This window comes from Nocardioides sp. Z35_8 (assembly GCF_059621125.1).
This window is the reverse complement of sequence record NZ_JCAQIE010000001.1, coordinates 1608890-1634003: the sequence shown is the minus strand read 5'-3', so window position 1 is coordinate 1634003 and position 25114 is coordinate 1608890. Positions and strand designations below refer to the sequence as shown.

General features: G+C 71.5%; 23 protein-coding genes and 1 riboswitch. Of the genes, 3 read left to right on the top strand and 20 right to left on the bottom strand.

The window, feature by feature from the left end:
• Positions 1–22 precede the first annotated feature (22 nt).
• From AC54T2_RS07855 to AC54T2_RS07790, 14 genes are all read right to left on the bottom strand, one after another.
• Positions 23–568: a nucleotidyltransferase family protein gene (locus AC54T2_RS07855; protein ID WP_496665912.1), complete on the bottom strand. Its 546-nt coding sequence runs from the start codon at positions 566–568 to the stop codon at positions 23–25.
• A 28-nt stretch (positions 569–596) separates the two neighbouring features.
• A complete protein-coding gene (locus AC54T2_RS07850) occupies positions 597–929 on the bottom strand; it encodes a cupin domain-containing protein (RefSeq protein WP_186340273.1) in 333 nt (110 codons plus the stop codon).
• 16 nt (positions 930–945) lie between these two features.
• Positions 946–1416: a hemerythrin domain-containing protein gene (locus AC54T2_RS07845; RefSeq protein WP_186340272.1), complete on the bottom strand. Its 471-nt coding sequence runs from the start codon at positions 1414–1416 to the stop codon at positions 946–948.
• 3 nt (positions 1417–1419) lie between these two features.
• Positions 1420–2148, bottom strand: a complete 729-nt coding sequence (narI, locus tag AC54T2_RS07840; RefSeq protein WP_186340271.1) for a respiratory nitrate reductase subunit gamma — start codon at positions 2146–2148, stop codon at positions 1420–1422.
• Positions 2145–2843, bottom strand: coding sequence for a nitrate reductase molybdenum cofactor assembly chaperone (gene narJ / locus AC54T2_RS07835; protein WP_496665911.1), 699 nt, complete (start codon positions 2841–2843; stop codon positions 2145–2147). The genes narI and narJ overlap by 4 nt, the downstream gene beginning before the upstream one ends.
• Complete coding sequence (gene narH / locus AC54T2_RS07830; RefSeq protein WP_489975775.1) at positions 2843–4498, bottom strand: nitrate reductase subunit beta; 1656 nt, start codon at positions 4496–4498, stop codon at positions 2843–2845. The genes narJ and narH overlap by 1 nt, the downstream gene beginning before the upstream one ends.
• 21 nt (positions 4499–4519) lie before the next feature.
• Positions 4520–8221: a nitrate reductase subunit alpha gene (locus tag AC54T2_RS07825; RefSeq protein ID WP_496665910.1), complete on the bottom strand. Its 3702-nt coding sequence runs from the start codon at positions 8219–8221 to the stop codon at positions 4520–4522.
• Positions 8222–8249: 28 nt separating this feature from the next.
• The gene (locus AC54T2_RS07820) at positions 8250–9512 is read right to left on the bottom strand and encodes an MFS transporter (RefSeq protein WP_496665909.1); all 1263 of its coding nucleotides are present in this window, start codon (positions 9510–9512) and stop codon (positions 8250–8252) included.
• A gap of 305 nt (positions 9513–9817) precedes the next feature.
• Positions 9818–10345: a hypothetical protein gene (locus tag AC54T2_RS07815; RefSeq protein WP_496665908.1), complete on the bottom strand. Its 528-nt coding sequence runs from the start codon at positions 10343–10345 to the stop codon at positions 9818–9820.
• Positions 10346–10545: 200 nt separating this feature from the next.
• Complete coding sequence (gene groL, locus AC54T2_RS07810; RefSeq protein ID WP_186340267.1) at positions 10546–12174, bottom strand: chaperonin GroEL; 1629 nt, start codon at positions 12172–12174, stop codon at positions 10546–10548.
• A gap of 235 nt (positions 12175–12409) precedes the next feature.
• Positions 12410–13924, bottom strand: a complete 1515-nt coding sequence (locus AC54T2_RS07805) for a TadE/TadG family type IV pilus assembly protein (protein ID WP_496665907.1) — start codon at positions 13922–13924, stop codon at positions 12410–12412.
• A 2-nt stretch (positions 13925–13926) separates the two neighbouring features.
• Positions 13927–14352 carry a TadE/TadG family type IV pilus assembly protein gene (locus AC54T2_RS07800; protein ID WP_489975771.1) on the bottom strand — a complete coding sequence of 142 codons (426 nt, stop codon included), beginning with the start codon at positions 14350–14352 and terminating at the stop codon, positions 13927–13929.
• Positions 14353–14547: 195 nt separating this feature from the next.
• Positions 14548–15408: an ATP-grasp domain-containing protein gene (locus AC54T2_RS07795; RefSeq protein ID WP_496665906.1), complete on the bottom strand. Its 861-nt coding sequence runs from the start codon at positions 15406–15408 to the stop codon at positions 14548–14550.
• Complete coding sequence (locus tag AC54T2_RS07790) at positions 15405–16253, bottom strand: hypothetical protein (RefSeq protein ID WP_496665905.1); 849 nt, start codon at positions 16251–16253, stop codon at positions 15405–15407. The genes AC54T2_RS07795 and AC54T2_RS07790 overlap by 4 nt, the downstream gene beginning before the upstream one ends.
• Positions 16254–16418: 165 nt before the next feature.
• Here AC54T2_RS07790 and AC54T2_RS07785 point away from each other — a divergent pair, with 165 nt between their 5' ends.
• Both AC54T2_RS07785 and AC54T2_RS07780 read left to right on the top strand, forming a co-directional pair.
• Positions 16419–17660: a DUF2157 domain-containing protein gene (locus AC54T2_RS07785; protein ID WP_496665904.1), complete on the top strand. Its 1242-nt coding sequence runs from the start codon at positions 16419–16421 to the stop codon at positions 17658–17660.
• The gene (locus AC54T2_RS07780) at positions 17657–18133 is read left to right on the top strand and encodes a GDYXXLXY domain-containing protein (protein ID WP_496665903.1); all 477 of its coding nucleotides are present in this window, start codon (positions 17657–17659) and stop codon (positions 18131–18133) included. Before AC54T2_RS07785 ends, AC54T2_RS07780 begins: the two co-directional genes overlap by 4 nt.
• Positions 18134–18155: 22 nt before the next feature.
• On the opposite strand, the gene AC54T2_RS07775 is transcribed toward AC54T2_RS07780, so the two are convergent.
• The 5 genes from AC54T2_RS07775 to napA all read right to left on the bottom strand — a co-directional run bounded on the left by AC54T2_RS07775 (position 18156) and on the right by napA (position 21838).
• On the bottom strand, positions 18156–18431 hold the full coding sequence (locus tag AC54T2_RS07775) for a MoaD/ThiS family protein (protein WP_186340260.1): 276 nt from the start codon (positions 18429–18431) through the stop codon (positions 18156–18158).
• 95 nt (positions 18432–18526) lie between these two features.
• Positions 18527–19804 carry a threonine synthase gene (gene thrC, locus AC54T2_RS07770; protein ID WP_496665902.1) on the bottom strand — a complete coding sequence of 426 codons (1278 nt, stop codon included), beginning with the start codon at positions 19802–19804 and terminating at the stop codon, positions 18527–18529.
• Between the two features lie 10 nt (positions 19805–19814).
• A riboswitch (SAM riboswitch) is annotated at positions 19815–19955 on the bottom strand.
• A 72-nt stretch (positions 19956–20027) separates the two neighbouring features.
• Positions 20028–20864 (bottom strand): trehalose-phosphatase, encoded by an 837-nt coding sequence (gene otsB, locus AC54T2_RS07765; protein ID WP_186340258.1) that lies wholly within the window; start codon positions 20862–20864, stop codon positions 20028–20030.
• 79 nt (positions 20865–20943) lie between these two features.
• The gene (locus tag AC54T2_RS07760) at positions 20944–21507 is read right to left on the bottom strand and encodes a LytR C-terminal domain-containing protein (RefSeq protein ID WP_496665901.1); all 564 of its coding nucleotides are present in this window, start codon (positions 21505–21507) and stop codon (positions 20944–20946) included.
• Positions 21508–21544: 37 nt separating this feature from the next.
• Entirely contained in the window at positions 21545–21838 is a 294-nt protein-coding gene (napA, locus tag AC54T2_RS07755) for a nucleoid-associated protein NapA (protein ID WP_186340256.1), read from the bottom strand.
• A 201-nt stretch (positions 21839–22039) separates the two neighbouring features.
• Here napA and AC54T2_RS07750 point away from each other — a divergent pair, with 201 nt between their 5' ends.
• A complete protein-coding gene (locus tag AC54T2_RS07750; RefSeq protein WP_186340255.1) occupies positions 22040–23482 on the top strand; it encodes an alpha,alpha-trehalose-phosphate synthase (UDP-forming) in 1443 nt (480 codons plus the stop codon).
• Positions 23483–23517: 35 nt separating this feature from the next.
• Here AC54T2_RS07750 and AC54T2_RS07745 read toward each other — a convergent pair whose 3' ends face one another.
• On the bottom strand, positions 23518–25092 hold the full coding sequence (locus tag AC54T2_RS07745) for a glutamate synthase-related protein (protein WP_496665900.1): 1575 nt from the start codon (positions 25090–25092) through the stop codon (positions 23518–23520).
• Between the last annotated feature and the right edge of the window lie 22 nt (positions 25093–25114).

Below are 25114 nucleotides of genomic sequence, written 5' to 3'. Positions count from 1 at the left end.
GCGGTCAGGCCACGGACGCCTCTCAGCGGCGGTCCACGTCGGCGCCGCTCGCCAGGTCGCCGCACTCGACCAGCGCGACGTCGTGGGCGGCCAGGTAGTCGCGCGCCCCGCGGTCACCACGCGCGGAGGCCACCACGCCCGGCCAGTGGTCGCGGCCGAGGAGAACCGGGTGCCCCGGCACCCCGTCGTACGCCGCCCGCGCGAGGTCGGCGGGCCCGCGCGAGGCGCCGAGGAGGCGGGCGACGACCGCACCGTCGACGTCGGGCAGGTCGACGAGCGAGACGAGCACGGACTCGTGCCCGGTGGGGGTGAGCGCCTCCAGGCCGGCGCGCAGCGAGGCGCCCATCCCCTCGGCCCAGTCGTCGGCCCGGATCCGGGCGACCGACATGGGCAGCAGCGCCGCGGCGCGCTCGGCCTCGGCGCCCAGCACGACGACGATCTCCGCGCAGGGCCGCAGCGCCTGCACCGAGCGCAGCAGCCACGAGGTGCCGTCCTGGTCCCGGGCCAGCGCCTTGGGGCAGCCGAAGCGCCGCCCGGCGCCCGCGGCGAGGAGCAGGCCGGCGGTCATGGGCCCACCGTAGGGCCCGGACGGCCGCTCAGGCGCGGGTGGCCACCGTCAGCAGCACGACGGCGTCAGTGCGCGCGACCAGGTCGTGGCGCACGGGCGGGATCACCCCGTGGTCGCCGCCACGCAGCTCGTGGGTGTCCTCGCCCGCGTGGAGGCTCACCTCGCCCTCCAGCACCTGCAGGGTCGCCTCGCCCGGCGACTCGTGCTCGCCGAGACGCGTGCCGGCCGTCATCGCGATCACCGTCTGACGCAGGTCGTGCTCGCGCCCGCCGTGCACGGTCACGGCCGAGCGGCCGGCGCTCGCCGTGCGGGCCGTCTCCAGCTGCTGGACGGCGAGCGCGGTCAACGACGTGATCTGCATGGATCCTCCTGGGGCGTCAGCGGGTCGAGACGGTCCTGCCCGGGTGCGCGCGTTCCCACGCGGCGATCGCAGCGTCCCACTCCGGGCCGCTGAACTCCACCAGGGTGACGGGAAAGATCCCGTCCTCCTCCTTGGAGATGTGGATCCGCAGCTCGGTCATCTGGTGGTGCAGGAGGTCGCGGTCGTCCGCACGCCCCAGGTCGAGGCCGGCGAGCAGCGCGCCGAGCTCGCGGTGCTCGTCGACCAGCGGGTCGATGTGCTGGCGGTAGAGCTCGTCGGTGCGCATCAGGGCGAAGATCCCCTCCTCCTCCCCCTGCCAGTGGCTGCGCAGCTCGGCGCGCATCGCCTCGACGGTGGAGCCCGCCTGCTCGAACGCGCCGTGCCCGGCCTGCTCGAGGGCCCGCATGCCGAGCTCGAGCACCAGCTCGTGCTCGGCGATGAAGTCGCGGATCAGCGGGATCTGGCGGCAGCCGCAGTAGTGGCACACGGCTCAGCCCACCCGGTCCCAGCCGCGGGGCGGCGCTGCGGTCCCCAGCGGGATGTCGTCGCGCGAGCGGTAGACGATGTAGGGCCTCGTCAAGTAGCCGACGGGCGCGGAGAACACGTGCACGAGCCGGGTGAAGGGCCACAGCGCGAACAGGCCGAAGGCGACCAGGGCGTGGAGCTGGAAGCCGATCGGCGCGTCGGCCATCAGGTCGGCGTCGGGCTGGAAGGCGAGAAAGGACCGATACCAGACCGAGACGCCCTCCCGGTAGTTGTACTCACCGCCCAGGCTGAAGATCGAGCCCGCGATGGTGTTCCACATGCCCAGCACGATGGCCGCGCCGAGGAAGGCGTACATCACCTTGTCCATCCCGGTGGTGGCGGAGAAGACCGGGCCCACGGTCCGACGGCGGTAGATCAGGATGACCATGCCCGTCAGCGCCATCAGTCCGGCGATCAGCCCGCCGATCACTGCGATGTAGTGGTAGAGCTCGTCGTCGATGCCGACCGCCTCGGTCCACGACCGCGGGACGAGCAGGCCGATGATGTGGCCGGCGACCACGCCGAGCATGCCGAAGTGGAACAGCGGCGAGCCCAGCCTGAGCAGCCGCTCCTCGTAGAGCTGCGAGGAGCGGGTGGTCCAGCCGAACTTGTCGTAGCGGTAGCGCCACACGTGGCCGACGACGAAGACCGCCAGGCACAGGTAGGGGACGATGACCCACAGGAAGACGCTCATCGGGGGGCTCCTACGGGGATGGTGGCGGACGAGATGAGGGCGGGTCCCCCGGTGAGGGCCGGGTCGGCGGCGTAGCCGGCGAGCCCGACCTCCTCGGCCGGCGGGCCCTGCTCGACGAGACGGCGTACGGCGTCGGCCTCGGTGCCGGCGAGCTCGGGGAGGGTGTCGCAGAGGGCCACCAGCGCCGCCGCCCAGGGCGACCCCGTCGAGCCGTCGTCGTTGCGCCAGCCCGTCAGCGCCAGGCGCAGCATCTCCACGCCGGCGCGGTGCTCCAGGAGCAGCGTCCGGGCGACCTCGGCGTCGACGGTCGCCCCGAGCTGCAGCACCGCGCACAGGTGGTCGGGCAGCTCGCCGAGCGCGTCGTCCCACTCCACGCCGGCCCGGCGGTAGGCGTCCTTGAAGCCCAGGAGCGCGGCCCCGCGCCGGCGGGTGTCGCCGTAGGCGAAGTAGGTGAGGTAGAGCGCGCACTTGCGCGTGTGGTCGAAGGTGGCGACGTAGTCCTGCTGCAGCCGGTCGAGCGGGGTGCGCCGGGCGTGCTCGATGAGCGGGACCAGCTGCGCGTGCCCGGGCACCAGCGCCTCGAGGTCGTCGAGCGAGTCGACCAGGTCGGTCGTGGGGTAGTCGAGCAGGGCCGAGCAGACCGCCCAGACCCGGACGGCCTGCGGGTCGGGTCGGCGCGACCGGCGCCGGAGCATCACGACCCGGCCTCGCCGTCGCGCGGCGGGAACATCCCGGCCGGGGTGCCCTTGCCGTCCCAGTTGAGCAGGTTGACGCGCGTGCCCTTGTCGTCGGGTGCGGCGAGCGTGTCGGAGGTCTGGCGGTCCTGCAGCATCCGGAAGTTGTCGACTGCGACCGGCGTCGGGTAGCCCGAGCCCTCGCCGAACAGGTCCTGCTGTCCGCCGCCGTAGTCGTTGACCGGGCAGTCGGTGGCCAGCTCCTCGAGCGCGTGCGCCTGCTCGGCGTGGGCCGGCGGGATCACGTAGCGCTCGGAGTACTTGGCGATGGCGAGCAGCCGGAACATCTCGTACATCCGCTCGCCGGTCATGCCGACCGCGGCCGGGATCGACTCGTCGGGGTCGCGGCCGAGGTTGATGTCGCGCATGTAGGACCGCATCGCGGCGAGCTTCTTCAGCACCCGGTCCACGGGCGCGGGGTCGCCGGCGGTGAACAGGTTGGCGAGGTACTCCACGGGGATGCGGAGGGTGTCGATGGCCGCGAACAGGTTGCCCCGGTCCTCGGCGTCCTCCCCCGTCTCGCGTACGACGTCGACGACCGGCGACAGCGGCGGGATGTACCAGACCATCGGCATCGTGCGGTACTCCGGGTGCAGGGGCAGGGCGACCTCGTAGGTGTTGATCAGCGCCCACACCGGCGAGCGCCCGGCGGCGTCGACCCAGTCGCCCGGGATGCCGGCCCGCTCCGCTGCCCGCCGGACCTCGGGGTCGTGCGGGTCGAGGAAGCACGCGCGCTGGGCGTCGTAGAGCTCGTGCTCGTCCTCGATGCTCGCCGCCTCGAGCACCTTGTCGGCGTCGTAGAGCATCAGGCCGATGTAGCGCAGCCGGCCCACGCACGTCTCCGAGCACACGGTCGGGATGCCGACCTCGACCCGGGGGTAGCAGAACGTGCACTTCTCGGCCTTGCCGGTCTTGTGGTTGAAGTAGACCTTCTTGTAGGGGCACCCGGACACGCACATGCGCCAGCCGCGGCAGCGGTCCTGGTCGACCAGGACGATGCCGTCCTCCTCACGCTTGTAGATCGCGCCGCTGGGGCACGACGCGGCGCACGACGGGTTGAGGCAGTGCTCGCAGATGCGCGGGAGGTAGAACATGAAGGTCTGCTCGAACTCCAGGCGCACCTTGTCCTCGATGCCCTTGAGCATCACGTCGCGGGCCGCATGCTCATGCGAGCCGCCGAGGTCGTCGTCCCAGTTGGCCGACCACTCCACGTTCATGTGCTCGCCGGAGATGAGGCTGCGGGGACGGGCGACGGGGAACGTGTCGGATTGCGGTGAGCTGGTCAGCGTCTCGTAGTCGTAGGTCCAGGGCTCGTAGTAGTCCTCGATCGAGGGCAGCTTGGGGTTGGAGAAGATGGTGAGCAGCTTCTTCATCCGCCCGCCCGCCCGGAGCGCCAGCCGGCCGTCGCGCTTGCGGACCCAGCCGCCCTGCCACTCCTCCTGGTCCTCGTAGGTCCGGGGGTAGCCCAGCCCGGGGCGGGTCTCGACGTTGTTGAACCAGACGTACTCCGTGCCGGCCCGGTTGGTCCACGCCTGCTTGCAGGTCACCGAGCAGGTGTGGCACCCGATGCACTTGTCGAGGTTCATCACCATGGCCATCTGTGCCATCACGCGCATGTCAGTCGTCTCCCGTCCCGCTCAGTACGCCACCGGCGCGGTCCGCTTGCGGATCATCGTGACCTCGTCGCGGTTGTTGCCGATCGGGCCGATGTAGTTGAAGAAGTAGGCCAGCTGGGCGTAGCCGCCGACGATGTGGTTGGGCTTGAGCAGGACCCGGGTGAGGCTGTTGTGGATGCCGCCGCGCTTGCCGTCGCGCTCGGTCAACGGCACGTCGATCAGCCGGTCCTGGGCGTGGTGCATGTAGACGGTGCCCTCGGGCATCCGGTGGCTCACGATCGCGCGGGCCGCGACGACGCCGTTGCGGTTGACCATCTCGATCCAGTCGTTGTCGCCGATCCCCACCTTCGCCGCGTCGCGGTCGGAGATCCACACCGACTGGCCACCCCGCGAGAGCGAGAGCATGAACAGGTTGTCCTGGTACTCGGAGTGGATCGCCCACTTGTTGTGCGGGGTGAGGTAGCGCACCGAGACGCCGAGCTCGGTCTGCTCCCCGACCGGCACCTCACCGAACAGCTCGGTCATGTTGAGCGGCGGGCGGTAGACCGGCAGCATCTCGCCCATCCCGAGGAACCAGTCGTGGTCGAGGTAGAACTGCTGGCGCCCGGTCAGGGTGTGGAAGGGCTTCTTGCGCTCGATGTTGATCGTGAACGGGCTGTAGCGCCGCCCGCCCGACTCCGAGCCCGACCACTCCGGCGAGGTGATCACCGGGACCGGCACCACCTGGGTGTCGGCGAACGTGATCTGCTTCCCCTCGTGCTCCGCCGCGAGGTCGGCGAGCCCGGTGCCCGTGCGCTTCTCGAGGAAGCGGAAGCCCTCCGTGGCGAGGTGGCCGTTGGAGACGCCGGAGAGGTGGAGCATGGCGTCGGCCATCTGCACGTCGGTCTCCAGACGCGGCTGGCCGTCGCCGACCCCGCCGTGGACGACGCCATTGCGCCGGCGCAGGGCCTCCACCGCGCGCGCCGGGTCGTACGAGACCCCCTTGGTCACCATCCCGGCCTTCTCCAGGAGCGGGCCGATCGTGGTCATCTTGTCGAAGACCGCCGGGTAGTCACGCTCGGCCACGGCGATCACCGGCATCGTCCTGCCCGGCACCGGCTCCACCTCGCCGGTCCTCCAGTCCCGCACCACGCCGTGCTCGGACGCCATCGCCTCCGGGGTGTCGTGCCACAGCGGCTTGGCCACCACGTCTCGGCGGGTGCCGAGGTGGTCGACCGCGAGCTCGGAGAACCTCTTCGCGATCGCCTTCCACGCGTCCCAGTCGGACCTGGTCTGCCACGGCGGCGCGATCGCGGGGTTGAACGAGTGGATGTAGGGGTGCATGTCGGTGGTCGAGAGGTCGTGCTTCTCGTACCAGGTCGCCGCCGGCAGGACGACATCGCTGAGGATCGTGGACGAGGTCATCCGGAAGTCGATCGTCAGGAGCAGGTCGAGCCGACCCTCGGCCGCGCGGTCCGCCCAGACGACGTCCCGCGGCCTCTTGTCCGGCGGCGCCTCGACGGCAGTGGCGGACGAGTCGGTCCCGAGCAGGTGGCGCAGGAAGTACTCGTTGCCCTTGGCCGAGGACCCCAGCAGGTTGGAGCGCCACAGCGACAGCAGCCGGGGATGGTTGTCCTCGTGCTCGGGGTCCTCGACCGCGAAGCGCAGGCGGCCCTCCTTGAGCTCCCGGGCGACGTACGCCGGCGCCTCCATCCCCGCCGCCTCCGCGTCGTCGGCGAGCTGGAGGCTGCTGCGGTCGAAGGTGGGGTAGGAGGGCGACCACCCCAGCCGCACGGACTGGGCCAGCAGGTCCATCACCGTGCGGCCGGCGAAGATGCCCGTGCCGCAGTCGAGGTCGTCGGCGGTGAAGGTGTCATAGCGGTACTGCGAGGTGTTGACGTACCAGTACGCCGTCTGGTTCATGTGGCGCGGCGGGCGGTGCCAGTCCAGCGCGAACGCCATGTGCTGGAAGCCCATGAGCGGGCGCATCTTCTCCTGGCCGACGTAGTGCGCCCAGCCGCCGCCGTTGCGGCCCTGGGCACCCGTGATCGTGGTGAGCACCAGGATGGCGCGGTAGATCTGGTCGGAGTGGAACCAGTGGTTGACGCCCGCACCGAGCAGGATCATCCCGCGGCCCTCGGTGTCGACCGCGTTGCGCGCCCACTCGCGCGCCAGCCGGACGACCTGGGCGGCCGGGACCCCGGTGTGCTGCTCCTGCCAGGCCGGGGTGGCCGGCACGGCCGGGTCGTCGTAGCCGCGCGCGTCGGACTCGCTCGTGCGCGGCCAGGTGCCCGGCAGGCCGGGCCGGGCGACGCCGTACTGGGCGAGCAGGAGGTCGAGGACAGTGGTGACGACGCGATCGCCCACCCGCGCCACCGGCACGCCCCGGCGCTCGCGCACGACCTTGCCGTCGGCGGCGTCGAAGCGCGGCAGCTCGACCTCGACGGACTCGCGGGTCCCGCCCTGGTGGTCGCGGTACATGCTCAGCGCCGGGTCGAGGTCGCCGAGCTCGAGGTTCCACCTCCCGACGCCGGCCTCGCCGAAGCGGTCGCCGATGGAGCCGTGCGGGATGCGGACGTCGCCGGTCGTGGCGTCGACCACGGCGGGCTTCCACATGGCGTTCTCGCTGGTCCCCCCGAGGTCGCCCTCGACGAGGAACTTGCCGGGGCGGTAGCCGCCGCCTGCCGCGGGCTCGAGGCACACGAGGTGCGGGAGGTCGGTGAACTGCTTGGTGTAGGCCTCGAAGAACGGCGTGCTGGTCTCGGCGAAGAACTCCTTGAGCACGACGTGGCCCATCGCCATCGCCAGTGCACCGTCGGTGCCCGGCGCCGGGCTCACCCACTCGTCGGCGAACTTCACGCTCTCGGCGTAGTCGGGCGCGATCGCGACCACCTTCTGGCCGCGGTAGCGCGCCTCGGTCATCCAGTGGGCGTCGGGGGTGCGGGTGAGCGGGACGTTGGAGCCCCACATCATCAGGTAGCCGGCGTCCCACCAGTCGCCGGACTCCGGGACGTCGGTCTGGTCGCCGAACATCTGGGGCGAGGCGTTGGGCAGGTCGGCATACCAGTCGTAGAACGACAGCATGGGAGCCCCGACGAGCTCGAGGAACCGCGCTCCGGAGGCGTAGGACACCGGCGACATCGCGGGGATCGGCGAGAAGCCGGCGATGCGGTCGGGGCCCCACCGCTTGACCGTGTAGACGTGGGCGGCCGCCACGATCTCGGTGACCTCGTCCCAGGACGCCCGCACCAGGCCGCCCTTGCCGCGCGCCGACTTGTAGGCCCGAGCCTGCTCCTCGTCCTGGACGATCGATCCCCAGGCGACCACCGGGTCGCCGTACTGCTGCTTGGCGGCGCGGAACATCTCGAGCAGCACGCCGCGGACGTAGGGGTAGCGCACCCGGGTGGGGCTGTAGGTGTACCAGCTGAACGCCGCCCCTCGCGGGCAGCCGCGGGGCTCGTACTCCGGGCGGTCGGGCCCGGCGCTGGGGTAGTCGGTCTGCTGCGCCTCCCAGGTGATGATCCCGTCCTTGACGTAGACCTTCCACGAGCACGACCCGGTGCAGTTGACCCCGTGCGTCGACCGCACCACCTTGTCGTGGCTCCAGCGGTCGCGGTAGAACACGTCGCCCTCGCGACCGCCCTGCGCGTAGAGCACGCGGTCGTCCTCGCTCACCTGCGCCTTGGTGAAGAAGCGGCGCCCGCCGATGAGGGCCTTCTGGAGCTGGTTCTCGAGGTCGGTCACGTCGGGCCCTTTCGTGAGGTCGATCCGCTCAGGCGGCGACGCCGGCGGCGGCGGCCGACTCCGCCGCGGTGCGGCGGACGAGGGTCACGGTCAGCACCAGGGTCAGCGCGGAGGTCACGGCGAGCAGCCACAGCCCGATGGCGTAGGACTCCGTCTGGCCGTAGATCCACCCCATGAGGAGGGGCGGCACGAAGCCACCGAGCCCGCCGGCCGCGCCCACCAGCCCGGTCACGCCACCGACGCGGGCGGGTTGCGTGGCCTGCGCGATCAGGGCGAAGGTCGCGCCGGAGCCGGAGCCGAGGGCCGCGGCCATCAGCAGGAAGGTGGCGGTGCCGAGGGTGAGGTAGCTCCCGTCGGCCGCTGTCACGGGCGGGTTGGGCGCGGCGACCGCGGCGCAGACGGCCACCAAGGCGAAGCCGGCGGCGAGCACGGGGATGGAGCCGAGCCGGTCCGACAGCCAGCCGCCGACGGGCCGCATCACGACCGCGACCACCACGAATCCTGCCATCCGGTTGGCCGCGTCGGCCGGCTCGAGCCCGTGGGCGGTCTTGAGGTAGGTCGGCAGGAAGACCGAGAAGGCGACGTAGCCCCCGAAGGCGACCGCGTAGAGCACGCTGGCCTGCCAGGTGATCGGCAGGCGGGCGTTGGCCGACACCCGCGCGACGAGGCTGGTGCTGGGCGGGACCCGGCCGGGTGCGTCCCGCATCACCACCCAGGCGACCACCGCGTAGACCGCCAAGACGGCCGCGGTGATGAGGAAGGGGGCGGTCCGCCCGAGGTTCTCCCAGAGCGGGACGGTCGTCAGGGCGCTGATCGCGGTGCCGCCCATGCCGGCACCGAAGATGCCGACCGCCAGGCCCCGCTTCTCCGGCGGGAACCATGCGTTGACGAAGGGGACACCGACGGCGAACGCCGTGCCGGCGATGCCGAGGAAGAAGCCGCCGAGGAGCACCAGCGGGTAGGAGTCGAGGGCGAAGTAGGCCAGGAACAGCACCGGCACGATGGACACGCCGGACACGATCGGGAACATCAGCCGCCCGCCGTAGCGATCGGTCAGCGCCCCCACCACGATGCGGCCCAGCGAGCCGACCACCACGGGGACGGCGACCATCAACGACACCTCGGACTGGCTGAGCTGGCCGAGCGGGCTGTCGGCGCCCTGCTTGAGGAAGAGCGGGCCGAGCGGGCTGATCAGCGCCCAGGCCCAGAAGTTGACCGCGAACCCGATCGTGGCCAGGGCCAGCATCACCCACGGGTTGCCCGGGCTCCGGGGTGCGGTCGTGGCGCTCATCGTGTGCTCCTGGCGGTCGAGGAACCAACCCAAACCCACCGAACAGCTCGGGCCCTGTGCGATGTGCTCACGAAGTTACGCGCGCCGCGATCAGGCTCGCTAGGGGCCGACTGCCGGGGCCGGATGGGCCCCTGACCCGCCCCTGACGCGGCTGCGCCCCGGGCCGATCGGCCCGGTCCCCCAACGGTTCAGGCGGCGCATCCTGACGCCGAGACGCCGCCGAGTCGGCGCATCCTGCACGCAATGGGTGTCAGGATGCGCCGACTCGGCGATTCACTCGGGGCCGGTGCCCTTCCCAGGGCCCCTCACTGAGCGGCGTCGAAGGCCTGGTCGTAGAGCGCCTCGAGCTCCGGGGAGGTCTCCGCGGTGAAGCCGCAGAGCGTGACCCGGTCGCCGTCGGCGCTGACGAGGTAGGTGCGCCCCTCCTGGAAGTCGACGGCCATCAGCAGGTCCCCCAGCGCCTTGCTGGGTGCCTCGACGACGACGGTGGGCGTCTCGGCGCCGGCGTACCACTGCTCCACCTCGAGCGTCGCCGTCCCGTCGGCCAGGGAGGTGACGGTGCCCTCGAACGCCGTGTCGAACGTCGCGAGGACCTCCGCGGAGGGCATGGCGCACTTGCCGGCGCTCGAGCCGTCGGCGGTGACGACCAGCGGCTCCGTCGAGGTCTCGGTCGGGGTCTCGGTCTGGCTCGTGGACTCGCTCGCGGTCGGCTCGGACGTGGGCGCGTCGTCGTCCTCCGCGCCGCAGCCGGCGAGCGTGAGGGCGAGGACGAGGCCCGCGGCCCCTGCGGGGAGCAGGTGGGCCGGGTGGCGTCGGGTGGTGTGTCGGCTCATGGCGGGCATCCCTTTCGTCGTACGGGCGGCGCGGGCCGCCCGTTCTCCGGTCCGACGCGGCGGCGGGTGGCCGGGTTCCCCGGCGGGGCTCACAGAGGGTGCCACCTGCGCCGACACGACCGGAGATGGCAGCAGGGCCCCCGCCGGAGCGGGGGCCCTGCTGGTTCTGGCTGGTGGAGCTGGTGGAGCTGATCAGTCGATCAGAAGTCCATGCCGCCCATGCCGCCCATGTCGCCGCCGGGCATGGCCGGCGTCTTCTCGGGCTTGTCGGCCACGACGGCCTCGGTGGTGAGGAACAGCGCGGCGATCGACGCGGCGTTCTGCAGCGCCGAGCGGGTGACCTTGGCCGGGTCGATGATGCCCTCGGCGATCATGTCGACGTAGTCACCAGTCGCGGCGTTGAGGCCGTGACCCGCCTCGAGGTTGCGCACCTTCTCGGCGACGACGCCACCCTCGAGACCGGCGTTGACGGCGATCTGCTTGAGCGGGGCCTCGGTCGCCTTGCGGACGATCTCGGCACCGGTCGCCTCGTCGCCGGTGAGCTCGAGCTTGCCGAACGCGATGTCGGCGGCCTGGACGAGCGCCACGCCACCGCCGGCGACGATGCCCTCCTCGACGGCGGCCTTCGCGTTGCGAACGGCGTCCTCGATGCGGTGCTTGCGCTCCTTGAGCTCGACCTCGGTGGCCGCGCCGACCTTGATGACGGCCACGCCGCCGGCCAGCTTGGCGAGGCGCTCCTGGAGCTTCTCGCGGTCGTAGTCGGAGTCGGACTTCTCGATCTCGGCGCGGATCTGGTTGACCCGGCCCTCAATCTGGCCCTGGTCGCCGGCACCCTCGACGATGGTGGTCTCGTCCTTGGTGATGACGACCTTGCGCGCCTGGCCGAGCAGCTCCAGGCCGGCGGACTCGAGCTTGAGGCCGACCTCCTCGGAGATGACCTGGCCACCGGTGAGGATGGCGATGTCCTGCAGCATGGCCTTGCGGCGGTCACCGAAGCCCGGGGCCTTGACGGCCACGGAGCGGAAGGTGCCCTTGATCTTGTTGACCACCAGGGTCGAGAGGGCCTCGCCGTCGACGTCCTCGGCGATGATCAGCAGCGGCTTGCCGGACTGCATGACCTTCTCGAGCAGCGGCAGCAGGTCCTTGACCGTCGACACCTTGGAGTTGGCGATGAGGATGTAGGGGTCCTCCAGCACGGCCTCCATGCGCTCGAGGTCGGTCGCGAAGTAGGCCGAGATGTAGCCCTTGTCGAAGCGCATGCCCTCGGTCAGCTCGAGGTCCAGCCCGAAGGTGTTGGACTCCTCGACGGTGATGACGCCTTCCTTGCCGACCTTGTCCATCGCCTCGGCGATGATCTCGCCGACGGTGGTGTCGGCGGCGGAGATCGAGGCGGTCGAGGCGATCTGCTCCTTGGTCTCGACGTCCTTGGCCATGGCGAGCAGCTGCTCGGACACGGCGGCGACGGCGGCCTCGATGCCCCGCTTGAGGCCCATCGGGTTGGCGCCGGCCGCGACGTTGCGCAGGCCCTCGCGGACCATGGCCTGGGCCAGAACGGTGGCCGTCGTCGTGCCGTCACCGGCGACGTCGTCGGTCTTCTTGGCGACCTCCTTGACCAGCTCGGCGCCGATCTTCTCGTAGGGGTCCTCCAGCTCGATCTCCTTGGCGATCGAGACACCGTCGTTGGTGATCGTGGGGGCGCCCCACTTCTTCTCCAGGACGACGTTGCGGCCCTTGGGGCCGAGGGTGACCTTGACCGCGTCGGCGAGGGTGTTCATTCCTCGCTCGAGGCCGCGGCGGGCCTCCTCGTTGAAAGCAATCAGCTTGGCCATATCGCGTGCGATTCCTATCGACATGAGTCTGTGTGTCGACGCCGGGCGGGCTGCCCGCGACGGACGATCCGCTCCGCCGGCGATCCATTCACGCCGGCTTCTGCGGACCTCAGCGTCACCCAGGTCGTTGTCACTCTCGTGACGAGAGTGCCAACCTCATGTTTAGCACTCGCCCACCGAGAGTGCAAACGCCACCCGGCGGTTGCCGGGCGGCGCTGGCAGGTGTGAGGGTCGGCTACGGCATCCTGATGAGCTTGATGCCGTTGGCCAGCGAGCTGATCGCGGTCGAGAAGATCGGCCCGAGCTCGGATCCCGACACAGCGCAGTAGTAGAAGTCGCCGTCCGAGTTCTCCGTCGTGCGCTCGGCGGGGGTGCTGCAGTCGCTGTTGGCCTGCGAGGGCAGGCCAGTGGCGGGGTGGGGCGAGGCCGCCGCGGCCAGGGCATCGCGGACGTAGGGGGTGACGGTGCTCGACCCACAGCTCGCCGTGTTGGCCTCACCGAAACCCACGGTGATGATGAGTGCCTTCTCCGCCTTCGCCTGAGTGGCGACGTCGGTGACGTTCTTGCATGCCTGCCGCAACTGGCTGGCGGACTCGCCGCCCACGCCCATGTCGCCGGCGGTGTTGAGCGACAGCCCGCCCGAGTGGGCGTTGAGGACTTCCTGCGGCTTGCCATCGGTCTCGAAGAGGATGACCTTCTTGACCGTCCCCTCGCGGGTGGATGGCAGCGAACCCAGGTTGTTGGGGTCCTTGCCGAGGAGGTACCGCGCTGCACCCTTCAACGCACTGGCGAGATGGGTGCGGTACTCGACCGGCGAAGAGGTGTTGCTGATGCACTTCACAGCCTTCACGAGCGGGCTGGCGGTGTTGAGCGTGGGCGTCGCCGACGCGGTCAGGTAGTTGTTGCTGAACGGGGTCGCCACCCACTTGCCCTTGACGATCTCCCCCTGGACGAAGGCCTGGTACTGGCTGTTCGTCTCGGAGGACTTCTTCGCCCGGGGGGCTGGCCACGGCTGGGTCAAGCAGTTGTTGTCCGTCCCCACCGACTTGTGCAGCGCGCCGAGCGCGACGTAGTGCATCTGAGGATTCATCGTCTTGAGCGCGTCCTCGATGCCGGTCACCATGGCTCGCCGGTTGGACTCACTCATGGAGAGGGTCCGGTCGGCCAGCACCACGATGTCCATCGGGTTGGGCGACTCCGCACCGCACGACCCCTTGCACGCAGCCGAGGCGACGCTTCCCGTCCGGCCCGAGTCGATTCCCATGACCGGCGCGAACTTGAAGTCGACGGTCTTGTTGTCGCTCACCTGCACCGTGTTGCACGTGATGCCTACCCCGGTGTCGGGGCACGGGATCGCGCAGATCGCCGCGTTGCACCGCATGGCGGGATACTTGACGTAGTTGTACGGGCTCGGTCCGGGATAGCAGGTGCTCGGGATCTGCGCAGTGCTCGGCAGGTACGGAGAGCTGCCGGTCGACGCGACGACGCAGAACAGGTTGACCGCCGGGTTGATGGCACTGTCCTGTTCGAGGGCGATGCTCCGTGCGGCGCTCTTGGCCTGCAAGCCGTTGCTCGGCAGCTCGAACGCGCCGGAGTGTGCAGCGGAGTCGATGTGGTCGTGCAGCTTCTGCCGCTCCATCACCAGGCTCGAGTAGTCGACGCCCAGCGCGGCGGCGCCGAACAGGACCACGGCAAGAAGGGCCACGAGGATCGCTGTCGCCCCGCGCTCGTTGCGGGGTCGTCGTTTCATCGTCATTCGATCCTCATCCGGCTCTCCTTGGACATTGACATCTTGCTCGCGAAGGCCGACCCCATCGGGGTCAACCAGTCCGCTCGGTAGCTGATGGTCACGATGGCGGTGTCACCTGGAGCGGCACTTGCATACGCGCAGCTCACGCCGGTCGGCTTGGCGCAGGTCACGGCTACCGTGGCGGTCCCGCCTCCACCCATCCCGCTCATCGCGGCGTTGACGGCCGAGGACACCTCGGCACTGGTGGCACCCAGGCTCGCCACGCGGGCGCCCTCACGGGCGGCGTTGCCCACCGCGGAGTAGCGGTTGATCGCCCATCCGAAGTCGACGATCCCGAACACGAGCGCGATGAGCAGGGGCACGACGAGGGCGAACTCGACGGCAGCGGCGCCTCGTTCTCCGCGTGCGCTGTTGCGCGGCAGTCCCACGTCGTTCCTCCACACCCTGCCGTACGCCCGCAGGCGCGACGGCTCTCGGCCTGCCGCTCGCATCGTCGGCTGAGACACCGCGCGCAGGATGGGCTCATCCTCGGGGCGGGCGCGTGGTCGGCGCGCCCCCCGATGAGGCCGTTCGTATAGCCCGTTCGGGCCATTTCCTGACCCCGGGTCGCTCCAGCGCGTCCGTCAGCGCCGCAGGCGGTCCACCACGAGGTCGGCGAACGGCGCGGCGTTGGCGGGCGAGACGTCGAGGTAGAGGCCGGGCTCGATCAGCTCGAGCTCGCTCACCACCCACTCGCCGTCCCAGCGCAGCAGGTCGACCCGGAGGTAGTCGATCGGGCGGCCGAAGCGTGCGGCCATGGCGTCGTACGCCCGCTCCACCAGGTCGACGACGTCGCCGGTGTCGACCGCGCGCACGCTGCCGCCGAACTCCTCGTTGACCCGGACGTCGCCCTCACCGGGCCGCTTGTCGAAGCGCTGGCCGACACGGCCGTCGAGGACGTGGACCGACGCCTCGCCGTCGGTGCGGATCGACTCCACGAGCGGCTGCACGACCCACGGGCCGTCGACCTCGGGGTAGTCGGGCTGGCTGCGCACCGGCCGGCCCAGGCGCGGGTCGTCGGGGTCGGTGACCACCAGCAGGCCCGCTCCCCCGGCTCCCACCCGCGGCTTGACGACCGCCGCGCCGAAGCGGCGTACGCCCTCGGCGAGCGCGACCCGGTCGTCGGCGAGCAGCGTCGGCACGACCGGCAGGTCGCCGAGCTCGGTCAGGTAGCGCTTGTCGTGGTTCCACGCGAACACGTCGGCGCCGTTGAGCAGGCGCGACTGGTCGAGCGAGGCCGCCCAGGCGAGGAACTCGCGGTGCCGGGTGACGTAGTCCCAGGTCGAGCGGACGGCGACCAGCTCGGCCGCGTCCCAGTCGACCGCAGGGTCGTCCCACCGCGCCCAGGCGGCGTCCACCCCGCGCTCGCACAGGACCGCGTCGAGGACGGCCGCGCCGGGCTCCCCCTGCGGCAGGTCACCGCTGGTGGCGAGCAGGACGTTCATGCAGTGTCGGGGTCCTCGGGCAGCTCGGAGGCGCCGTAGAGCTCGTGGGCGACCCGGTCGCGGTTGGTGCCCTCGCGGTTGTCGCCCTTCTCGATGATCACGAGGTTGTGGTAGCAGTGCACGGCCCGGACCCACTGGTCGGTGTAGGTGGGCTGGTAGCCCTCGAGCAGGAACTCCTCGTGGTTGAGCCCGTCGATGAGGTCCTTGACCAGGTCCATCGACGTGCCCGGCGCCCGCGGGTCGAGCTGGCCGCCCCATGCCGGCCAGTAGGACGTCTGGGTGTCCTCGATGCAGTAGATGGCCCCGTCGGGCAGCAGCGGGAACAGGATGCGGAACGACTCGCGGACGTGGGCCGGGATGTGGCTGCCGTCGTCGATGACGACCAGCGGAGCCCCCTGCTCGTCGATGATCCGCTGGAGGACCTCCGGGTCGGTCTGGTCGCCGAGGTAGGTGTGGATGTGGCCCCGGGTGAGCCACGACTTGTCCTCGATGTCGAGGCCGACGATGCGGGCCTTGGGGAAGAACCAGCGCCACATCTTCATCGACGCACCGCTCTTGCGGCGCTTCTTGTAGCCGCCGATCCCGAGCTCGAGCAGCGTGAACGACTCGCCCCGCAGGTGCTGGAGGTGGCGCTCGTAGTGGGGGGTGTAGCGGTGCACGCCCCACTTGTCGGTGCGGAACTCGATCGCCAGCTCGGTCAGGTTGCTCGCCAGCAGTCGGCGACGGCGCTCGGCCCTCGGGTCGGGCGGCTCGGGCTGGGCAGGCACGGGCGATGCCTGCATCCGGCCTGCCTTCTTGGCCGCCTTCTTGACGGCCTGGCTGGCTCGTCGGGCAGTGGTGCGCACCCGCAGACCCTAGCCTGACCTGCGGCTCCGGACGTGATCCCCCACACCGCGTGCCCCGGTCCACCGGGCGTACGACGGCTCCGGGGGAGGTCCGTGACCGAACGGCAGGGCGAGATGGGTCGATGTACTCAGGACAGCCCGACCGGTCCACGCCACGGTAGGGCCATGACCGACACCGCGTCCCCTGCAACGGCACCGCCTCCCGCCCCTCGAGCGGTCGCGCCGCGCCAGCACGCCTGGCTCCGCGGCGAGATCGCCGCATGGACCGCGGAGGGGATCCTCTCCGAGGAGCAGGCGGCGCTCCTGTCCTCGCGGTATCGCGCCGAGCACCACGCCCGCGTCGGCGTCGGCCGCGTGCTGCTCCACCTCGGCGCCGGATTCGTCGGCGTCGGACTCGTCTGGCTCGTCGCCGCCAACCTCGACCAGCTCTCCCCCGCGGCCCGCTTCGCCACCGTGGCGGCGCTGTGGCTCGCGTTCCTCGTGGGCGGCGAGGCGCTGGCCGCGCGGCGCGCCTCACCGCCGCTCGTCGGCGCGCTGCGGCTCCTCGCCGCGCTCGGCGCCGGTGCGCTCGTCTTCCAGGCCGCACAGTCCCTGCAGGTCCCGGCCTACGAGCCGCGCCTCGTCGGACTGTGGTCCGTCGCAGCCCTCCTCCACGCCTATACGACCCGGGCCCACGCGCCGTTCCTGGTCGGCGTCGCCACGGGCGTCACCTGGTGGTTCATGCAGCCCTTGTGGGACGCCCAGGACGGCACGACCGTCGTCGTGCTGCTCGGCGGGGGCGCGGTGCTCGCCGCCGCACTGGCGGTCCTGCACGACGGCTGGGTCGACGCCTTCGCGTGGACCTGGCGCACCGTCGCCGGCGGCGCGGCCCTGCTGGCGCTGTTCGTCGCCGCGATCCCCGGCTCCGGCGGCGACGGACCGGCCTGGTCGATCTGGCTGGTGATGGCCCTCGCCCTTGCCGCGGTGGCCACGGTCGCCGCCGGCGTCCTCCGGCGCGGGGCGCCGGTCCTGGAGCCGGTCGGCGCCCTCGCGGTGCTGCTGGTGGCCGGGGCGCTCAGTCTCTGGGACACCGGCGCCGACACCTCCGACGTCGACGGAGCCGACTGGGCGCGGGCCGCGATCTCGATCCTCGCCTACGCCGTGCTGGCCGTCGCCGTCGTCACCGTCGGGACCGTGCGCGACCACCCGACGCTCACCTGGATGGCGATGCTGGGGCTGGTCGTGTTCACGACCTTCCAGAGCTTCGCGGTCTTCGCCCCCATCGTCACCGGCGCCTGGCTGTTCGTGGTGCTCGGCACCGTCATCCTCGGCACCGGCTTCCTGTTCGACCGGGCCCGTCGCGAGCTCGCCCAGGCCCTCGACGCGGCCGGCCCCCTACCGACCACCCCGAAGGAGACCGACCGATGACCCGCAACCTGCCCCCCGCCCTGACCGTCGCGGTGGTGGCCGCGTGCCAGCTGGCGCTGGTCGGTGCGGCCGTGGCGCCCCAGCTCTCCGCCCGGGTGGCGGGCGACAGCTACGTGGTGCGGGTGGCGCCGCTCGATCCGATCGATCCGTTCCGCGGCGCCTACGTCGCCCTCGACTACCCCGACCTGCGCCTCGACGCGCCGGACGACGGCGAGTCCGGCGACGCCTACCTCGCCCTCGTCGAGGAGGACGGCGTGTGGGTCGGCGACCGGTGGACGCGCACCCGGCCCGCGCAGGCGCCCTACCTCGCGTGCGACGACCGGTCGTGGCAGGTCCGCTGCGGGATCGAGAGCTGGTTCCTGCCGCAGGACCGCGCGCGGGAGGTCGAGGACCAGCTGCGCGACGGCGCGCTCGCCGAGCTGCGCATCGACTCCCGCGGCAACGCTACCGTCGTCGACGTACGAGCGCCCTGACGTCCGCGGGCGGTCGTCGGGCTCAGCCCCCCGCGACCGCCGGGATCACCGAGATCTGCACCCCGTCGGGGGTCGCGGTGTCGAGGTCGTCGAGGAAGCGCACGTCGTCGTTGCCGACGTAGACGTTGACGAACCGGCGCAGGTGACCGGCCTCGTCGACGATGCGGCCCTTGATGCCGGCGTAGCTCGCGTCGAGGTCGTCGAGGACGGCCGCGAGGGTGTCGCCCTCGGCGCTCACCTCCGACTCACCGCCGGTGTAGGTGCGCAGGATCGTCGGGATGCGGACGGACACGCTCATGCGCGCACCCCCTTCGCCCCGTGCGCGCACGAGGCACGTGTCTCACTGTCGGGGATGGTCCGCTCGCTGCGCTCGCTCATGTGCTGATCTTCCTCTCAGAGCACGCCGGACGCCACGAAGGCGTCGTAGGACGGTGCGATGGTGGCGGCGGGTCCGACCCGGTCGGCGACGGCGTCGAGGGTCTTGAGGCCCATCCCGGTGTTGATCACGACGGTCTCCAGCGAGGTGTCGAGCTGCCCGGTCTCGACGAGCTTCTTGAGCACGCCCACCGTGGTGCCGCCCGCCGTCTCGGTGAAGATGCCCTCGGTGCGGGCCAGCAGCAGGATGCCCTCGCGCACCTCGTCGTCGGTGATGTCCTCGACGGCGCCGCCGCTGCGGCGGCAGATGTCGAGCACGTAGATCCCGTCGGCCGGGTTGCCGATGGCGAGGCTCTTGGCGATGGTGTCGGGCTTGACCGGGCGGATGGCGTCGGTGCCGGCCTTGTAGGCCACCGACACCGGCGAGCAGCCGGTCGCCTGGGCGCCGAAGATCTTGTAGGGCTTGTCCTCGACGAGGCCGAGCGCGACCAGCTCGCGGAAGGCCTTGTCGACCTTGGTCAGCTGCGAGCCGGACGCCACCGGGATGACGACCTGGTCGGGGAGCCGCCAGCCGAGCTGCTCGGCGATCTCGTAGCCCAGCGTCTTGGAGCCCTCGGCGTAGAACGGGCGCACGTTGACGTTGACGAACGCCCAGCCCTCCTCCTCGCCCGCGATCTCCGAGGCGAGCTTGTTGACGTCGTCGTAGTTGCCGTCGACGGCCACCAGCCGGTCGGTGTAGACGGCCGAGTTGACCTGCTTGGGCTTCTCGAGGTCGCTCGGGATGAAGACGACGGTCCTGATGCCGGCGCGGGCGCCCGCGGCGGCGACGGCGTTGGCCAGGTTGCCGGTCGACGGGCAGGCGAAGACCTTGGCGCCGAGCTCACGCGCGGCGCTGAGCGCGCAGGCGACGACCCGGTCCTTGAAGGAGTTGGTCGGGTTGGTCGAGTCGTCCTTGACCCACAGCTTCTCCAGGCCGAGCTCGCGGGCCAGGTTGTTCGCCTGCAGCAGGCGGGTGAAGCCCGGCTCGGTGTTGGGGCTCTGCTCGATGTCGGACGGCACCGGCAGCAGCGCCTTGTAGCGCCAGATGTTGGGCGGGCCGGCCGCGATCTCCTCGCGGGTCACGGCCGGGAAGTCGTAGGCCACCTCGAGCGGCCCGAAGCACTCCGGACAGGCGTACGACGGGCCCAGGACGACCTCGTGGCCGCACTCGCGGCAGGCAAGGGCGCGGGCGTTGCCGAAGGCGCGCTCGCGGAACCGGGGCGACTCGGTGGCGCTTTCGTCCAGCAGGGTGCTCATGAAGTCCTCCTTCTCATCTGTCCCCGCGACTCTCGCTGGGGTCGGATTTGGCACCTGCTCCCGTGACTGCCGGAGGGGTGTCCGGACAGGAGGCACACGGGTGGTTGCCGGGACTTCGTCGGGCCGTTCCCTCAGTCCCTCGTGATGAGCAGGCTCAGCCTAGGCAGGCTGTCTCACGATGCGCACATCGTGTCCACGATGCGGACAGCCGTCTGTGGGGCCGTCAGGCCAGCGAGGGCGACGCCAGGGAGGACAGCAGCTCGACGACACCGTCGGGACCGTCCACGACCACGTCGGCCAACCGCACCAGGGCCGGCTGCTCGCTCGAGGCCGAGCACACCACCAGGCCGGGCAGCCCGCCGGAGCGCAGCGCGCGGACGGCCTCGAACGCCTCCACGTCGCCCAGGTCGTCGCCGGCGAAGACGACCCCGGCGGCCTCCTGCTGGGCCACGAACGTGCGCAGCGCCTGGCCCTTGTGCATCTCGGCCGAGCGGACCTCGATCACGTTGCGGCCAGGCTCGATGCCGAGCCGGTGGCGCCGGGCGAGGGCGGTGATCGGCTCGACCAGGCGCTCGAAGGCACCGGTCGGGTCGTCCATCCGGCGGGTGTGCACGGCGACGGCGAGGCCCTTCTCCTCCACGTAGGCGTCGGCGGCCCCGGCGCGCCGCAGCACCCCGGGCAGCTCGCGCTCGAAGCTCGCCAGGCCGGCGGGCGGGCGGGGCGACCTGATCCGCGGCTCGCTGGCCGACCACCGCTCGTTGCCGTACTGGCCGAAGACGAAGAGCTCGGCACCGCGGTCGAGCATGGCGTCGCCCAGCGCGTCGAGGTCGCCCATGGCGATGGCCTGGCGCGCCGGCCGGCCGGTGATCACCGCGACGGCGCGCACCGCCTCGGCGAGGTCGAGCAGCACTCCCGGCGCCCCGGCGTGCAGCCGGGCCGCCTCGGGGTCGTCGACGACCGGCGACAGCGTCCCGTCGAAGTCGAGGCCGACGACCGTGCCGGCGAGGACCTCGCGCACGGCGTCGTAGTGCCTGCGCGCGTCGGCGGAGGTGAACTCCATGGGGCAACCCAACCATGTGGTCCGCTCGCGCGCGGCAGCCGGCCGCCCCGGGGTGTGGGGAGCGGCGCGCCGGGCCGGGTCAGCGCGGGGCGTCGGCGGTGAGGATCACGGTGAGCCGGTCGCGCTTCATCACGCCGACGGCGGGCGCCGTGCGCGTGATGCCGAGGTCGAGCGCGAGCTGCTTGCCCGCAGCCTTGAGCCGCGGCGGGTAGTAGACCGTGCTGGTGGGGATCAGGCCCTGCCAGTTGTCCTCGCCGACCACGGCCCAGCCGACCCCCGTGGCCGTCGCGGCGGTCGCCGCGGCGAGGCCGCGGATGCCGGAGTTGTTGTAGACCTCGACGTAGACCTCGCCGCGCTCGACCTGTGGCTTGGGCTTGGGCTTCGGCCTCTCCGACGGCGTCGGGGCCGGCTCGGCCGACGGCGCCGTGGTCGAGCTGGCGATCGTGGCGGTGTCGACGCGGCGCTCGGTCGGCGCCTGGTCGCGGGTGGCGACGAAGGTGATCGAGGCCATCGCGACGGCGAGGACCGAGAGCATGACGAGCGGCGACGGGAAGGCGACGCCGCGCTCGTCACGACGTCGCGTCGGGGTGCGGCCGGGGCTGGGGAAGCGGGCGAAGCTGGGGAAGCTGGGGAAGGAGGTCATGGGGAAGGCGACCGATCGTGAGTGGGCGGGTGCGGCGTCAGACTTCGAACCCGAGCCGCCGCGCGGAGCGCTGGCGCTGTCGGGAGGCGCGCAGGCGGCGCAGCCGGCGCACGAGGAGCGGGTCGGCCTCGAGCGCCTCGGGGCGGTCGATGAGGGCGTTGAGCACCTGGTAGTAGCGGGTCGAGGACATGTCGAACTTCTCGCGGACAGCCTGCTCCTTGGCGCCGGCGTACTTCCACCAGTGCCGCTCGAACTCGAGGATGTCGCGGTCGCGCTGGCTCAGCCCGGCCGCAGTCTCCTGCTCGGCTGCGATGTGCTTGGCGGCGTCCATTGCCATCCCCTCCTCGACCCCACGTCGCCCGTGACCGGGCGGACGAGCACGAGTCTAGGCGACGAACGACAACCATGTCATTCGCATGCGGCGAGTCGTCTGGACAAAACCTCCGCGGCTCTCGCGCGCCCCGCCGCCACCGTGGCGGCACGACACCGCGGGGTGGTCTGCGCGCCTCGGGTTCGTCGCTAGGGTGGCGCCGTGAGCCAAGCCCCGCAGGCAGACCTCGTGATCGTGGCCAACCGGCTTCCCGTGGACCGCGTACGCCTCCCCGACGGGACGGACTCGTGGCGCCGCTCCCCCGGCGGGCTGGTGACGGCCCTCGAGCCCGTGCTGCGCTCCAACGACGGCGCCTGGATCGGCTGGCCGGGATCGGCGGACGACGACGACTTCGAGCCGTTCGTGGAGGACGGCCTCTCGCTGGTGCCGGTGTCGATGACCGCGCGCGAGGTCGAGGACTTCTACGAGGGCTTCTCCAACGGCACGCTGTGGCCGCTCTACCACGACGTGGTCGCCAAGCCGGAGTTCCACCGTGAGTGGTGGGACTCCTACGTCACGGTCAACCAGCGCTTCGCCGACCGGGCCGCCGAGGTCGCGGCCGAGGGCGCCACCGTGTGGGTGCAGGACTACCAGCTGCAGCTCGTCCCGCAGATGCTGCGCGCCCAGCGCCCCGACCTGCGGATCGGGTTCTACCTCCACATCCCGTTCCCGCCGGCCGAGCTGTTCTCCCAGCTGCCCTGGCGCCGACAGATCCTGGAGGGGCTGCTCGGTGCCGACCTCATCGGCTTCCAGCTGCCGGGAGCCGCGGCCAACTTCGTCCGCCTGGTGCGCAGCCGCGTCGGCCACAAGACCCACCGCGACACCATCTACCTGCCCGACGGCCGCCCGGTGCGGGCGACGGCCTTCCCGATCTCGATCGACACCGCTGGCTTCGAGGAGCTCGCCCGGTCCGAGGGCGTGGCGGAGCGGGCGGCCGAGATCCGCGAGGCGCTCGGCAACCCCCGCCGGATCTTCCTCGGCGTCGACCGGCTCGACTACACCAAGGGCATCCACTCCCGCCTGCGCGCCTTCGGCGAGCTCGTCCGCGACGGCCAGATCGACGTCGAGGACGCCGTCTTCGTCCAGGTGGCCACGCCCTCGCGCGAGCGCGTCGAGCAGTACCGCATCCTGCGCGACGACATCGAGCTCCTGGTGGGGCGGATCAACGGCGACCACGGGCGGATCGGCCGTCCAGCGATCTCCTACATGCACTCGTCCTACCCGCGCGAGGAGATGGCCGCGCTCTACCGCGCCGCCGACATCATGGTCGTGACCCCGCTGCGCGACGGGATGAACCTGGTCGCCAAGGAGTACGTCGCGTGCCGCTTCGACGACGACGGGGCGCTCGTGCTCTCGGAGTTCGCCGGGGCCGCCCAGGAGCTGCGCCAGGCGTGGCTGGTCAACCCCTACGACATCGACGGCATGAAGGCGGCCCTGCTCGACGCGTACGCCGCGGGCAGCAAGGAGACCTCACGCCGGATGCGCGCCCTGCGCAAGACGGTCGTCCAGCACGACGTCGCCAAGTGGGCCGCCGACTTCCTGCGCGAGCTCGAGGAGCTGCCCGACCACCACGACAAGACGGTGCGGGGCTCCAGCGCCCGCTAGCCCCGCCGGGCGCCCGGCGGCGCCGACCGGGGCGCTCAGGCCGGGGCGCGCCGCGACGGCGTCGTCTCGTCCTGGGCCACCATGATCTCCTCGATCCCGCGCACCAGGTCGGCCCCCAGCCGCGGCCACGCCGGGTCGTAGCCGTAGACCTCCGCCAGCCCCACCGCGGTGCGGGTGCCGTCGACGATGTCGATGTCGCCCGGGCCGATCAGCCCCGGGTGCACGACGCCCACCGCCTCGGAGACCTTGAGCAGGTCGCGGCGCAGCGAGCGGATGTAGTTGGCGGCGCGGACGCTCTTGAGGCTCACGTCCAGGCCGCGCGTGTAGCGCGGGCTCTGCGTCGCGATGCCGACCGGGCAGTGGTCGGTGTGGCACTTCTGGGCCTGGATGCAGCCGATGGACATCATCGCCTCGCGACCGACGTTGACCATGTCGGCGCCGAGCGCGAAGGCGACCACCGCGTTCTCCGGCACACCCAGCTTTCCGGCCCCGATGAACACCACGTCGTCGCTGAGCCCGGCCGCGGCGAAGCGCCGCCACACCTGGCTGAAGCCGATGCGGAACGGGTAGGCCACGGAGTCGGCGAAGATCATCGGCGCCGCACCGGTGCCGCCCTCGCCGCCGTCGATGTTGACGAAGTCGACGCCGCGCCGCGCCGAGCCGCTGCCCGACGCCATCGCCTCGACCAGCTCCTCCCACATGGTGAGGTTGCCGACGGCCGACTTGATGCCGACCGGCAGGCCGGTCGCCTGGGCGACGGACTCCACGAAGTCGAGCAGCGAGTCGATGTCGTGGAAGACCGAGTGGCGACTCGGCGAGGCACAGTCCTTGCCCTCCTCGATACCGCGGATCTCCGCGATCTCCCTGCTGACCTTCTCCCCCGGCAGCATGCCGCCGAGGCCGGGCTTGGCCCCTTGGCTCAGCTTGACCTCGATCGCACGCACCGGCGCCGACTGCACGACGTCGACCAGCCGGTCGAGGTCGAAGCGGCCGCGCTCGTCGCGGCAGCCGAAGTAGGACGTGCCGATCTGGAAGACGATGTCTCCGCCGTGGCGGTGGTGGGGCGAGAGCGCCCCCTCGCCGGTGTTCTGCAGGCATCCGGCCATCGCCGCGCCCCGGTTGAGCGCCTCCACGGCCTTGCCCGAGAGCGAGCCGAAGCTCATGCCGGAGATGTTGACGACCGACGACGGGCGGAAGGCGTGCGTACGCCCCAGCGCTGCACCCATCACCTTGGCGCACGGCAGCACGATCTCCTCCTGCGCGTGCGGCGTGGTCGCCGCGCCCGGGCCGGCGAACGTGCGGTGCTTGATGATCGGGTAGCCCTCGACGCGCTCGACGTCGTTGTCGGTGCCGAAGCCGAAGTAGTTGTTCTCCAGCTTCGCGCTGGCGTAGACCCAGCGTCGCTGGTCACGGCTGAAGGGGCGCTCCTCGTCGTTGCTGGTGACGATGTACTGGCGCAGCTCGGGCCCGAACCTCTCCAGGAAGAAGCGGGCGTGCCCGACGACCGGGAAGTTGCGGATGATCGCGTGCTTGGTCTGGACGAGGTCGTGCACCGTCGTGGCGGCCGCCGCCGCCACGGTGCCGCCGAGGATCGCGTGCCTCCACTTCATGCCTCGTTCCTAGCCGTCCGTC